Below are 12,475 nucleotides of genomic sequence, written 5' to 3' on the forward strand. Positions count from 1 at the left end.
GCCAAAACGTGAATGGCCGGGACAAGCCCGGCCATGACGAACATTAGCAATGAGACTGTGGCAGAGCCACCCGCCTCACACCTTCAAAATCACCGCGCCCGTGGTCTTGCGTGCTTCCAGATCCACATGCGCCTTGGCCGCATCCTTCAGCGCATAAGCATGATTGATCGGCACATGCAGCTTTCCGTCGATCACAGCCGAGAACAGCGTGTCGGCGCCCTCCAGCAATTCCGAGCGCTTGGCGACATAGTCATTCAGCTTCGGACGCGTCGCGAACAGCGAGCCGTGATTGTTGAGTTCGGCGATCGCGAATGGCGGCACCGGGCCTGACGCGTTGCCGAACGATACCCACATGCCACGCGGCTTCAGGCATGACAGCGACCCCGGATAGGTGGTCTTGCCCACACCGTCATAGACCACGTCGCAGAGTTCGTTACGGCTGATCTGCTTCACGCGATCGACGAAGTTCTCTTCGTTGTAATAGATGACGTGATCGCAGCCATTGGCCAGCGCCAACTCGCCCTTCTCCTTCGAGCCGACAGTGCCGATCACATGCGCGCCCATGGCTTTCGCCCACTGGCAGGCGAGCAGACCGATGCCGCCCGCTGCAGCATGGATCAGCACGCGGTGATGGGGCTCGACCTTGAAAGTCTTGTGCAGCAGATACCAGACCGTGAGGCCCTTCAGCATCAGCACGGCACCCTGCTCGTGGGTGATGCGATCGGGCAGTTTCACCAGCCGGTCGGCGGCAAACACGCGCTCGGTGGCATAGCTGCCGAGGGCCGAATAATAGGCGACGCGGTCGCCGGGATGAAAGCCGGTGACGCCCGGACCGACCTCGATCACTTCGCCCGAGGCCTCATTACCGGCAATGAACGGCAGCTGCGGCGCCTTGTAGAGGCCGCTGCGGAAGTATGTATCGATAAAATTGACACCGATGGCATGCTGGCGGATGCGCACCTCGCCCGCAGCCGGTGCCGGGACCTGCACGTCTTCATAAGTGAGGACTTCGGGTCCACCGATCTCATGGACGCGGACGGCTTTGGTCATCGTTCAATCTCCCTGAGTGACTTTGGTCTCAAGCGATAACCGACAGCCGCGTGATGTCAACCTGTGCCCGGCTGGGCCCGCTTGCGGCGATTGCGCTTCGCCAGCACATTGAACAACTCGACCGCCGCCGAGAACAGGATGGCGAAATAGATGTAACCGCGGGGAATATGGAATTTGAATCCATCCGCCATCAGCGAGACGCCGATCAACACCAGGAAGGCCAGCGCCAGCATCTTGGTGGTCGGATATTGCGCCACAAAGCGCGCCACGGGTCCGGACGATACATACATCACCGCGCAGGCAATGATGACGGCGGCCACCATGATCTCGATGTCCTGTGCCATGCCGATCGCAGTGATGATGGAGTCGAGCGAGAACACGAGATCAACGACGATAACCTGCAGGATCACCCAGGCAAAGGCGTTTGGTGCCGGCTTCTCGTTGCCGGGTCCCTCGCGCGCCTCGACCTCGGCATGAATCTCGTGCGTTGCCTTGGCGATCAGGAACAGACCGCCACCGATCAGGATTAGATCGCGCCAGGAGAATGCGAGGCCTCTCACCGTGATGACGGGTTCGGTCAGGCCGATCAGCCAGACGAGGACACTCAGCAGGATGATGCGGAACACCAGCGCCAGCGCGAGACCGATCTGGCGTGCGCGGGTGGCCTGCGGCTCCGGCAGCCGCGACACCAGCACCGACAGGAAAATCACATTGTCGATACCAAGTACGATTTCGAGCGCGGTCAGCGTCAAGAGCGCGGCCCAGGCTTCAGGGCTGGAAAACAGTTCGATCATGATTTGGAGGGCCTCATGAGGCGGATGACGGCGTCACCGCAGACAATGTAAAAAGCGATCGCGCAGAGCGCTACCGTAATAGGCAAAGCAACAGCGAAGTTCTGTATCAGCGTGATGACGGCCAGCACAGCCCATATCGCCATCAGCGACAGGTTCAACCGGCGCAGACGCGTCACGCGAACGGGATGCAGCACATGCACCGGCACAAAGGTCAGGACAATCAGCGCCAGCATCGCAAGGCTGGCTATGACGGGTGATGGTTGCAGCAGGAACAGATAGAACGCCGCCCCGTTCCACAGTGCCGGAAAACCGCGAAAGTGGTTGTCGTCGGTCTTCATGCGTTTGTCGGCAAAATATAGCGCGCTGGTGACGACGATACCGGCACCGAGCAGCACCGCCGTCCACGGCACCAACAGACCGGAGGCCGCGATCGCATAGGCTGGCACGAACACGTAAGTGAGGAAGTCGACCACGAAATCGAGCGCGTCGCCCGACCAATCCGGCAACACGCGGCCGACGTCGAAGTGTCGGGCGATCGGGCCATCGAGCCCGTCAATGATCAGCGCCAAACCGAGCCAGCCGAACATCACAGCCCATTCGCCGCGCACGGCGCTCATCATGGCAATGAGTGCCACGCCGGCACCGAGCGCAGTAAAGATGTGAACCGAGAACGCCGCCGCGCGCGCGGATCGTGATGACGACGGGAGTTGGTCCGGACTCGAAGCGGTCATGTGCCAGGAATTGCTAGCAGGAATCCGCCCGATTTGCACAGGCACCGATGCGGCACTCGGCCGCCCGATCACGCGGGAACGATTCCGCGGCGCGTAACGGCTTGAAAATACCGGGCCAAAGGCCGATGGTCCGGCCATGACCGAGACCCCTGTTTCCACCTCCATCTATGATGTCGCCGTTGTCGGCGGCGGTCCTGCCGGCCTTGCTGCCGCCCTCGCGCTGGCCGAGACCGGCGCCCGTACCGCCCTCGTCGCCCGCCGCGTCCCCTATGGCGACAACCGCACCACCGCGCTGCTGGGCGGCTCCGTCGCGTTTCTGGAAAGCCTCGATGTCTGGCGCCGCTGCGCCGACAAGGCCGCCGCGCTGACGACCATGCGGCTGGTGGACGACACGGGCCGGCTGATCCGTGCGCCCGAAGTCAAATTCGTCTGCAGCGAGATCGGCCTCGAGACCTTCGGCTACAATATCGAGAACCGCGAATTGATGATCGCGCTCGAAGCGCGCGCCGCGGAATTGACCAATCTCATTCGCATCGATGACGAAGCCGATACGGTCTCGCCGGACGAGATGCAGGTTCAGGTCCGCACGCGACAAGGCAAGGTCCTGGTGGCGCGGCTGATCGTCGGCGCCGATGGCCGCCAGTCCCTGTGCCGCGAAGCCGCGGGCATTTCAGTCAAGCGACGCGCGCTTGAGCAGACCGCGCTGACCTTCAACATCGCGCATAGCCGGCCGCACAAGAACATGTCGACGGAGTTTCACACCCCCGCCGGTCCCTGCGTGTTCGTGCCCCTGCCCGGCAATCGCTCCAGCGTCGTCTGGGTCAACAAGCCCCGGGATGCCGAGAGCCTGATGGCATTGAGCGACGAGGCATTGTCGGACGCCGCCGAGAAACAATCGCATTCGATCCTCGGCCGGGTTCAGGTCGAGCCGGGTCGACACACGTTCCCGCTGGCAATCGAGCAGCCCGCACAGCTAGCAAAGAACCGCATCGTACTGGTCGGCGAAGCCGCGCATGTGGTGCCGCCGATCGGTGCGCAGGGTCTCAATCTTGGCCTGCGCGACGCCGGCGATATCGCTGACGTCGTTCGCGATGCCGGCATGAATGGCGCGGATATCGGGGCAGCGCCGGTGTTGGCGCGTTTCGAGCAGATACGCCGCAGCGATATCTCCTCGCGTACCTTCGCTATCGATATGGCCAACCGCTCGCTGCTGAGCGATCTCCTACCGATGCAGGTGATCCGCGCGGCCGGCATGCAAGCGATGGGGTCCATAGGCCCGTTGCGCCGGCTTGCGATGCGCGAGGGCCTGTCGCCGTCGTGGCGCAAGAGCTGACGTAACTTGTCTTTCGTAGGATGGGTAGAGCGTCTTCGCGAAACCCATCATTCACACGTGCGATAGGTGATGGGTTTCGCTCCGGCGCTTCGCGCCTCCGCTCTACCCATCCTACAAGCGGGTACCCTACGGAAACGCGATCTGGCCGGTCTTCAAGAAGTACATCACCGAAGTGAGCGTCAGCACGGACACGAACGTACCGAGCAACACCGCAACCGATGCCGGTTCGATCCAGCTATCGTATTGCCGCGCGATCACGAACACGTTCAGCGCCGGCGGCAATGACGCGAGCAGCACGGCCGTCGCGGCCCATACCGGCGGGAACGGTCCGAGCAACAGCATCAGGCCGAACACGATCAAGGGATGCAGCAACAGCTTGATGAAAATCAGGCCCGGGATTTCCCATGGCACGCGTCCCAGAGGACGCAGAGCGACCGTGACGCCGAGTGCGAACAATGCGACGGGCGCCGCCGAATTCTGCAGGAACAGCAGCATGCCGTCGACCGCGACCGGCATCTGGATGTGAAACGCCGCGACAAAGGCGCCGAGATAGGCTGCCACGATCAGCGGATGCAGCACGATATGCTTGATGACGATGCCAATGGTCGGCAGCAGCGGGCGCTTGTCGCCTGAGGTCAGCGCCATCATCAGCGGCGCGATCGAGAACAGGAAGATGCTGTCGAAACAGAACACCAAAGCGGTCGGCACTGCCGCCTTGGGGCCGAGCACCGCCAGCGCCAGCCCCGGGCCCATATAGCCGATATTGCCATAGCCGCCGGCGAGCCCCGCCATCCCGGCCTCGCGCATGGTCAGCCGGCCCAGGAATTTACCGGTGCCGACCGACAGAAAGAACGCCGTCGCGGTCGCCAGCGTGGTTCCGATCACGAAGGGCAGATTGTTGAGTTCCTCGAACGGCGTCTTGGCCATGATCCGGAAGAACAGTGCCGGCAGCGACACATACAGAAGGAAAAAATTCATCCAGGCGAGGCCCGTTTCGGGCAGGTTCTTCACCTTGCCGCAGGCGAAGCCGATGAAGATCAGCCCGAAATACGGCAGTGCGAGATTAAGGACGTCCATCATGTCAGGCGTGTTTTTCTTGGTTCTTGGCCCGGTGGGCGGGATAGCGGGGAGCGGCTTCCGGCTGTCTTAATTCCGTCGTTTGCCTCTAGCATCGGCCACAATCCTGGTCTATTCGACCAGAATGATTAAAGCGCGGACCGCCAAATTCCAGATTGGACAGATCGTCCGCCACCGGATCTTTTCGTTCCGGGGGGTGGTGTTCGACATCGATCCGGAATTCAACAACACCGAAGAATGGTGGCTGTCGATCCCCGAAGACGTCCGTCCGAACAAGGACCAGCCATTTTACCATCTGCTGGCCGAGAATTCTGAGTCGGAATACGTCGCTTACGTCTCCGAGCAGAACCTGCTGCCGGATGAATCCGGCGAACCGATCCGGCACTCCCAGGTCGCCGAAATCTTCATCAAGGACAAGTCCGGCAGCTACCGGCCGCGCAATCCGTCGCTGAACTGACGCCGGGCCGTCCGAGCTTCCATTTCCAGGTATCTGTTGCTGCGTTCAGGATTATAGTAAGTTTATCGCTGGCGAGGAGCAGTTGTATGGCGCCCGGTAAGGCAATCAGCGTCAAACTCGGCGCGCAGCAGGAATCCCTGCAGCGCCATCTGGAGTCCGGCCGTTACGATGACGCCAGTGATGTGGTTCGCGACGCTCTCCGGGCTCTCGATCAACGCGATGCGTTAGTCGACGAAGTTTTACGCGAGGATGTGAAGGCCTCGATAGCCGACAAGCGTCCCAGCACTCCCATTGATGAGGTGTTCAAGCGGGCCCGCGCACGGATCGCCCGGAAGATAAAATCCTCCGAACGTGGCGCATAAGGTCGTTTTTCGCCGACATGCGGAGAAACAGCTAATCGAGCTGGGCGAATATATCGCCTTTCACGCAAGCCCCCAGATCGCCAACGGCTATCTCGATCGCATCTACGAGACCTGCCTGGCGCTGGAGCATTTTCCCGAGCGTGGCAGGCGCCGCGATGACATCCTGAAGGGGTTACGGACGATCGGCTTCGAGCGCCGCGTGACGATCGCATTTCGGGTTTTGAAAACCCGGGTTGAGATCGTCAGCATCGCCTACGGTGGACAGGATTTCGAAAGCGAACTCCGAAGACGCCGATAGGAGAACGCCTCCTCAACCCAACAAAAAAGCGCTCATTTCTGAGCGCCTTTTCGTTTGTCTGTTGAACCAGCTTACTTCGCGGCCGGATTGGCCGGGGCCGCCGGTGCTGCACCAGCTGCCGGCTGCTGGGCTTCGAGCTTGGCGCGGGCTTCCGCTGCGCGCTTCTGCAGCTCTTCCTGCAGCTTCTTCTGGGTTTCTTCGAACACCTTCGGATCGGTCGGCGGACCGTCATAGGCCTTGGCGAATTCGGCCAGCGGCAGCGGCAGCGTCAGCGGTGCGCCGTTGGAGTTGATCGCCTGCACGATCAGGTTCTGGCCCTTCTTCAGATTGGCCAGGAGCTCCGGAGTGACTTCGTAATCCGACATGCAGCCGTTGGCGAAGCAGATCACATAGGGGCTCTGCGCCGGGGCATTGCTGTCCACGATCACGCGGGTGCCGTGCACGAGCTGCATGCCAAGCGGCAGCGTCACGCGCAGGATCTTCTTCGGTTCGCCTTCCGGCTCGATGATGACGGCGGCGATGACGGGCTGGCCCGACTCGATGCGACCGTCCTTGCCGGTAAAGCAGACCTGCTTGGCATTAGCGTCCTGGCCCTTGAGGCAGAACTTGGTCCAGGGCGCATAAATCAGCTGAACCTGCTGATCGGCCGGGGGCGCGCCTGCGGCCGGCGCCTGGGCGGCGGGAGCGGCCGGAGCAGCAGCCTTCGGAGCGGCCTTCGGGGCAGCCTTAGGCGCAGCAGCCTTCGGCGCCGCGGCCGGCGGCGCAGCAGGCGCGGGAGCCTGCGCATGCGCAACCGGAGCGATCATCGTGGCGGTCAAGGCCGTCGCCGCCAGAAGCGCGAAGCCCCGCCCGCGCGGCAGAACCGACGCAGCCAAGAGACGGAAATTCATTTCGGAAAACCCTTTCTGAACGGAGGCGCTCATATCCCGGAGGCGGCGCTGACAGTCACCCGTTGGCGGGTGTCTCGGTGCCAATTAAGGCCGTTACGTGACAGGCCGCGCCGTCCTCGTCAATTGTCCGCTTTCAATACAGCGGCCGACGAAAAGATCAATGGCGCCAGCCCTATTTGATGCATGGCACAGGTTCGGGGCGGGCAGCCATGGTAAAGTTCCTCTGTGAAATCAACCGAATCAAATCGCACACATGCGCAGGGTCTCTCGACCCTGTCCAAGGCGATCGCGGCGCTGGCCTGCTGGACAGCTCTGGCCGCCCCAGTGGCCGATTCCGCACAAGCCGATCCCAGCCACGCGATCGCCATGCACGGCGCCCCGGCCCTGCCACCCGATTTCAGGCAGATGCCCTATGCCAATCCCGACGCGCCGAAAAGCGGCCGCATGGTCCAGGGCGTGCTCGGCACCTTCGACAGCCTCAATCCCTTCATCGTCCGGGGCATCGCGGTGCCGCAGATGCGCGGCTATGTCATCGAAAGCCTGATGACCCGCGGCCAGGACGAGGCCTTCACGCTTTACGGCCTGCTCGCCGAGAGCGTCGAAACCGACGATACCAGAAGCTTCGTCACCTTCCGGATCAATCCCAGGGCCCAATTCTCCGACGGCAAACCCGTCCTGGCTGTAGACGTACTGTTCTCCTGGCAGTTGCTGCGCGACAAGGGCCGGCCCAATCACCGGCAGTATTATTCCAAAGTCGCCAAGGCCGAGGCGCTGGATGAGCGCACGGTCCGCTTCGACTTCGGCGGCCAGGCCGATCGCGAATTGCCGCTGATCCTCGGCCTGATGCCGGTGCTGCCGAAACACGCCGTCAATCCCGACACCTTCGAGGAAACCTCGATGGCGCCGCCGCTGGGCTCCGGGCCCTATACGGTGACGGGTGTGAAACCCGGCGCCGCGGTGACCCTCACCCGCAATCTCGCTTATTGGGGCCGCGATCTGCCGATCAATCGCGGGCTGTGGAATTTCGACGAGATCCGCCTCGATTACTATCGCGAGGCCAACACCCATTTCGAAGCCTTCAAGCGCGGCCTCTACGACTTCCGCGTCGAGAACGAGCCGCTGCGCTGGCACGACGGCTACACATTCCCCGCCGCCACGTCCGGCGAGGTGATCCGCGACAGCATCAAGACCGGCCTGCCGAAGCCGTCGGAATTTCTGGTGTTCAACACGCGGCGACCGATGTTCGCCGATATCCGCGTACGACAGGCGTTGACGCTGCTGTTCGATTTCGAATGGATCAACCGCACCTATTTCTTCGGCCTCTATGCCCGTTCGGCCGGCTTCTTCGCGGGCTCGGATCTCTCCGCTTATACGCGCGCCGCGGATGATCGCGAACGGACACTGCTGCAGCCCTACGCCTCAAATATAGCCGCCAATATTCTCGATGGCAGCTACCGCTTGCCGGTCAGCGATGGCTCGGGCCGTGACCGTCCCGCGCTGCGCACCGCGCTGGCACTGCTCAAAGACGCGGGCTATGAGCTTGTAAACAACGTGCTGCGGCGACAGTCGGACAAAGCGCCCCTCGCCTTCGAGATCCTCGTCACCACCCGCGATCAGGAACGCATCGCGCTGGCCTATGCACGCGATCTCAAGCGCGCCGGCATCATTGCCAATATCCGCTCCATCGATGCCGTGCAGTTCGACCAGCGCCGCATCAATTTCGAATTCGACATGATCCAGAATCGCTGGGACCAGTCGCTGTCGCCGGGCAACGAGCAGTCGTTCTACTGGGGCTCGGAAGCCGCCGACAATCCCGGCACCCGCAACTATATGGGCGCGAAGAATCCCGCGGTCGACGCCATGATCTCCGCCATGCTGGAGGCCCGCGACCACGGCCCCTTCGTCGATGCCGTCCGCGCCATGGACCGCGCACTGATCGCAGGTTTCTACGCTATCCCGCTCTACTATGTCGGCGAGCAATGGATTGCCCGATGGAATCGGATAGAACGACCTTCGACCATCGCACTCTCAGGCTATTTGCCGGAGACCTGGTGGGCCAGAACGCTGCCAGCTTCGCCGCCGAACCGGAAGTGACACCGTGACATCACCCACGCCGAACGCCTCGCCCACCCTCGACGGTCTGTTTCGCCGCATTCTCAGCCGGCAGCCGCAGGCGCTGGCGCTGGTCGACCCCGCCGACAAGCTGCGCATCACGGCGACGGAACCGCAGCGGCTGACCTTTGCGGACGCCGATCGCGCGATCTCGGCGCTGACGGCGCATTTCATGGAGGCCGGCCTCCCCGCCAATTCGGTCATCGCCGTCCAATTGCCGAACACCGTCGAATTCGTACTGACCGTGCTGGCTGCGCACCGCGCCGGCCTCGTCGTCGCGCTGCTGCCGCAGCTCTGGCGCCAGGCCGACCTGACCATGGCACTGAATCGCTGCAGCGCGCGCGCCCTGGTGACGTCGAGCAAGATCGACGGCGTCAGCCATGCCGATCTGATCATGAACGCTGCGGCTGAAGCCTTCTCGATCCGCTATGTCGGCGGCTTCGGCAGCGACCTGCCGGAAGGCATGACCCCGCTCGACGCCGTATTGACCGGCGAATTCACCGAACCCACCCCGGTGGTGCAGGACGCCCGCCGCGCGGCCATCGTCTCCTTCGATGTCACCTCCGACGGCTTCCGCGCGGTGCCGCGCACGCATCTCAACCTGATCTCCGGTGGCCTCGCCGTCTTCCTCGAAAGCGGGATGCCACAGGGCGCCACGATCATGTCGGCGATGGTGCCATCGTCTTTCGCCAGCATCGCCTCGTCGCTGGTGACCTGGCTGCTGTCCGGTGGCGTGCTCGCTTTGCATCATCCGTTCGACAATGCGGTGCTGGAACGTAGCATCGCTGCCAACGCCTGCGACGTGCTGGTGGCGCCTGCGCCGCTGGCGCAGCGCCTCGCCGAGGGCGGACTGCTCGATCGGTCTCCCGTGCTGCGTTATGTGCTCGGCCTGTGGCGCGCGCCTGAACAGGTCGCCGCCTCGCCTGCATGGCCGGGCTCGCAGGCCTCGTTCACCGACGTCTATCTGTTCGGCGAAGCCGGCCTGTTCGGCGCCGTCCGCGGCGACGACGGCTTGCCCGTCGCCATTATGCCCGGCCCGCACGGCGCTCCGCGCGCCCAGCAAGGCTCCTCCATTGCCGGCGATATCATGCTGACGCCCAGGGGCACGCTGGGCCTCCGCGGCCCGATGGTACCGGTGCTGGCCTATACGGCCCAGGCCGACGCCAGCAACGCGCTGATCCCCGCCCAGCCGCTCGATTATGTCGATACCGGCTATATGGCCCGGCTCGACCGCGCGACGGGCGCGATCAATATCACCGCGCCGCCCTCGGGCATCATGGCCGTCGGCGGCTATCGCTTCCTGGCGCAGGACCTCAACGAATGGGCCAAGCGTCTCGGCGAGAATGCGATGCTGACGGCGCTACCAGATCGTCTCAGCGGCTACCGCCTCGCCGGCCGCGCCAGCAATAATGGCCGCGCCCGCGACGCCCTCACCGAACTCGGCCTCAATCCGCTGATGGTCGAAGCCTTCCGCGACCGTGCCGCAGCCGACTGAGCGAGCAAAAGCGATCCTGAAAATGCGAGCGATCTCATTGACTCTGCATTAAGGACGTCGGGCTAGCCTGCCGCGATCAGTTTCGCGTAGAGGTTCAGCTCAAGCATGTCCGACCAGGCCACGATCGTCGCCGTCTCCAACCAGCAGCCGGCCGCGTTTGCGACAGCCCTGGCGGAGAGCAACATCTTCCCGGTGGTCGATGCGACATGGGCCGAGGCGCTGGATGCGGTGGCCCGGGTACAGCCGGCCGCCGTCGTGGTGTCGGCTTCCGCTGACGACATGCCGACCTTCCAGGCGCTGGCCAAGCGCCTCGGCGCCAAGCAACCTTATGTGCCGCTGATTGCGATCGATCCCGCCACGGACTTGCCGGGCCATGCGATCCCGCTCACGCAAACCGACGGCAATTTCGACCGGCTCAGCGCGCGGCTACGCAACGCGCTGCGTGTGCGCACGCTGCACGCCACGGTCATGCGACGCCTGACCGCCGAAAACCTGCATCGCATGTCCCTGCAGTCGGACCCGCTCGACGATGCGACGGTGATGCTGATCGGCCGCGGCGGTGGTTACGCCGCGCTGTCGGTTGCGCTCGGCGAACGCGTCGGCGTGGTCGGCGCGCTCAGCATCGAGGCTGCCGCCAAGCATCTCAATGCGCGCGACCTCGACGGCATCGTCATCGGCGAAGGCTTCAGCACACGCGTCGTTGACGCGTTTCTCACTGTCCTCACCGAGGACGCACGCTTCCGCAATCTGCCCGTTGTCGTCACCGTGCCCGGCCTGACGCCGAGCTACGATCTCGCCAATCTCGAAATGGTCGTCGGAGACGCCGACACCGTCGCGGCCACGGCGCTGCCGCTGCTGCGCCAACACGCCTTCGAGGCGCGTCTCGGCCGCACCTTGAAGTCGATCGAGTCCGACGGGCTGCTCGATCCCGCTACCGGCCTGCTGACGACGGCAGCCTTCGAACGCGATATCGCGACCGCCGTCTATCACACGCAAACCCGCGGCGGCGGATTGTCGATGGCCCGGTTCTCATTCGACAATATCCCGCTGCGTGCGCAGCGCGACGCTGCGCGGATCATCAGCCGGCTGATGCGGCGGATGGATTTCGGCACACTGCAGAGTGACGGCGCCATCGTGGTCGCCTTCGCCGAAACCGACCAGCGCAACGCCCACATGATCGCCAGGCGACTCTCCAGCGTGATGAAGCACACCATGCATGGACCCAAGCGCGATGCGCGCAACGATCCCCACGTCACGGTGATCACAATGGAGCCAACGGATACCGCGAAGTCACTGCTGGCACGCCTGCATGGCGAGAACGCGCAACGCGCAGCGTCTTAGTTCCAGAAATAAAATCAGGAACGAAGTATCGAACATCGCATTGTAGGTGCATCTGCAATGGAGACAACGATAATGAAAAAGCTTGCACTGATCACCGCTTCCCTCGCCCTTCTCGCCACGCCGGTTCTCGCGCAGTCGACAGTCACGACGGGTGCTGCACCCGCCGAGGCAAAGTTCTCGACCGTCTCCAAGGAGGAGATGTTCTCGTCCAAGCTCAAGGGCCTGAACATCACCAATCAAAAGGATGAGACGATCGGCGAGATCAGCGATCTCGCAATCAAGAACAATCAGGTCGACGCGCTGATCCTGTCGGTCGGCGGCTTCCTGGGCATGGGCGAACACTACGTCGCAGTCTCGCCGGCTTCGGTGAAGGTGAGCCTGAACAAGGACAACAAGTGGGTGGCGTCGATGAACACCACCAAGGAAGCGCTGAAGGCCGCTCCGGAATTCAAGTATCCGAAGTAAGCGTCGCGTAGTTCAACGAACGGCCGTCGGCAGCAATGCCGTCGGCTGTCTTGTTTTGCGGCATGCTCTG

General features: G+C 63.1%; 13 protein-coding genes. 8 read left to right on the forward strand and 5 right to left on the reverse strand.

Annotated features, from left to right (window positions below; translation table 11 throughout):
* Positions 1 to 75 precede the first annotated feature (75 nt).
* The 3 genes from HP556_RS26045 to pcsA are packed head-to-tail and all read right to left on the reverse strand — an operon-like array spanning position 76 to position 2,575.
* Positions 76 to 1,050, reverse strand: a complete 975-nt coding sequence (locus HP556_RS26045) for a quinone oxidoreductase family protein (protein ID WP_068731670.1) — start codon at positions 1,048 to 1,050, stop codon at positions 76 to 78.
* A 56-nt stretch (positions 1,051 to 1,106) separates the two neighbouring features.
* A complete protein-coding gene (locus HP556_RS26050) occupies positions 1,107 to 1,844 on the reverse strand; it encodes a TerC family protein (protein ID WP_089264384.1) in 738 nt (245 codons plus the stop codon).
* Positions 1,841 to 2,575: a phosphatidylcholine synthase gene (pcsA, locus tag HP556_RS26055; RefSeq protein ID WP_175369102.1), complete on the reverse strand. Its 735-nt coding sequence runs from the start codon at positions 2,573 to 2,575 to the stop codon at positions 1,841 to 1,843. Before pcsA ends, HP556_RS26050 begins: the two co-directional genes overlap by 4 nt.
* A 136-nt stretch (positions 2,576 to 2,711) precedes the next feature.
* Here pcsA and HP556_RS26060 point away from each other — a divergent pair, with 136 nt between their 5' ends.
* Complete coding sequence (locus tag HP556_RS26060; RefSeq protein WP_175369103.1) at positions 2,712 to 3,908, forward strand: UbiH/UbiF family hydroxylase; 1,197 nt, start codon at positions 2,712 to 2,714, stop codon at positions 3,906 to 3,908.
* 126 nt (positions 3,909 to 4,034) lie between these two features.
* Here HP556_RS26060 and HP556_RS26065 read toward each other — a convergent pair whose 3' ends face one another.
* Positions 4,035 to 4,988 (reverse strand): AEC family transporter, encoded by a 954-nt coding sequence (locus HP556_RS26065; RefSeq protein WP_175369104.1) that lies wholly within the window; start codon positions 4,986 to 4,988, stop codon positions 4,035 to 4,037.
* A 121-nt stretch (positions 4,989 to 5,109) separates the two neighbouring features.
* Between HP556_RS26065 and hspQ the strand changes: the two genes are divergently transcribed.
* The 3 genes from hspQ to HP556_RS26080 all read left to right on the forward strand — a co-directional run bounded on the left by hspQ (position 5,110) and on the right by HP556_RS26080 (position 6,102).
* Positions 5,110 to 5,442: a heat shock protein HspQ gene (hspQ, locus tag HP556_RS26070; protein WP_089264388.1), complete on the forward strand. Its 333-nt coding sequence runs from the start codon at positions 5,110 to 5,112 to the stop codon at positions 5,440 to 5,442.
* 86 nt (positions 5,443 to 5,528) lie between these two features.
* On the forward strand, positions 5,529 to 5,804 hold the full coding sequence (locus HP556_RS26075; protein WP_120289820.1) for a type II toxin-antitoxin system ParD family antitoxin: 276 nt from the start codon (positions 5,529 to 5,531) through the stop codon (positions 5,802 to 5,804).
* Positions 5,794 to 6,102 carry a type II toxin-antitoxin system RelE/ParE family toxin gene (locus HP556_RS26080; protein WP_120289822.1) on the forward strand — a complete coding sequence of 103 codons (309 nt, stop codon included), beginning with the start codon at positions 5,794 to 5,796 and terminating at the stop codon, positions 6,100 to 6,102. Before HP556_RS26075 ends, HP556_RS26080 begins: the two co-directional genes overlap by 11 nt.
* Before the next feature lie 71 nt (positions 6,103 to 6,173).
* Here HP556_RS26080 and HP556_RS26085 read toward each other — a convergent pair whose 3' ends face one another.
* Positions 6,174 to 6,992, reverse strand: coding sequence for an invasion associated locus B family protein (locus HP556_RS26085; RefSeq protein WP_093758618.1), 819 nt, complete (start codon positions 6,990 to 6,992; stop codon positions 6,174 to 6,176).
* 294 nt (positions 6,993 to 7,286) lie between these two features.
* Between HP556_RS26085 and HP556_RS26090 the strand changes: the two genes are divergently transcribed.
* From HP556_RS26090 to HP556_RS26105, 4 genes are all read left to right on the forward strand, one after another.
* Positions 7,287 to 9,086 (forward strand): extracellular solute-binding protein, encoded by a 1,800-nt coding sequence (locus HP556_RS26090; protein ID WP_246297913.1) that lies wholly within the window; start codon positions 7,287 to 7,289, stop codon positions 9,084 to 9,086.
* 4 nt (positions 9,087 to 9,090) lie between these two features.
* Positions 9,091 to 10,599: an AMP-binding protein gene (locus tag HP556_RS26095; protein ID WP_175369105.1), complete on the forward strand. Its 1,509-nt coding sequence runs from the start codon at positions 9,091 to 9,093 to the stop codon at positions 10,597 to 10,599.
* 105 nt (positions 10,600 to 10,704) lie between these two features.
* Entirely contained in the window at positions 10,705 to 11,940 is a 1,236-nt protein-coding gene (locus HP556_RS26100; RefSeq protein ID WP_175369106.1) for a GGDEF domain-containing protein, read from the forward strand.
* 72 nt (positions 11,941 to 12,012) lie between these two features.
* Positions 12,013 to 12,405, forward strand: a complete 393-nt coding sequence (locus HP556_RS26105) for a PRC-barrel domain-containing protein (RefSeq protein ID WP_093758623.1) — start codon at positions 12,013 to 12,015, stop codon at positions 12,403 to 12,405.
* Positions 12,406 to 12,475: the final 70 nt, after the last annotated feature.

Origin of the sequence: Tardiphaga robiniae (genome assembly GCF_013359755.1) — a bacterium.
GTDB lineage: Bacteria > Pseudomonadota > Alphaproteobacteria > Rhizobiales > Xanthobacteraceae > Tardiphaga > Tardiphaga robiniae.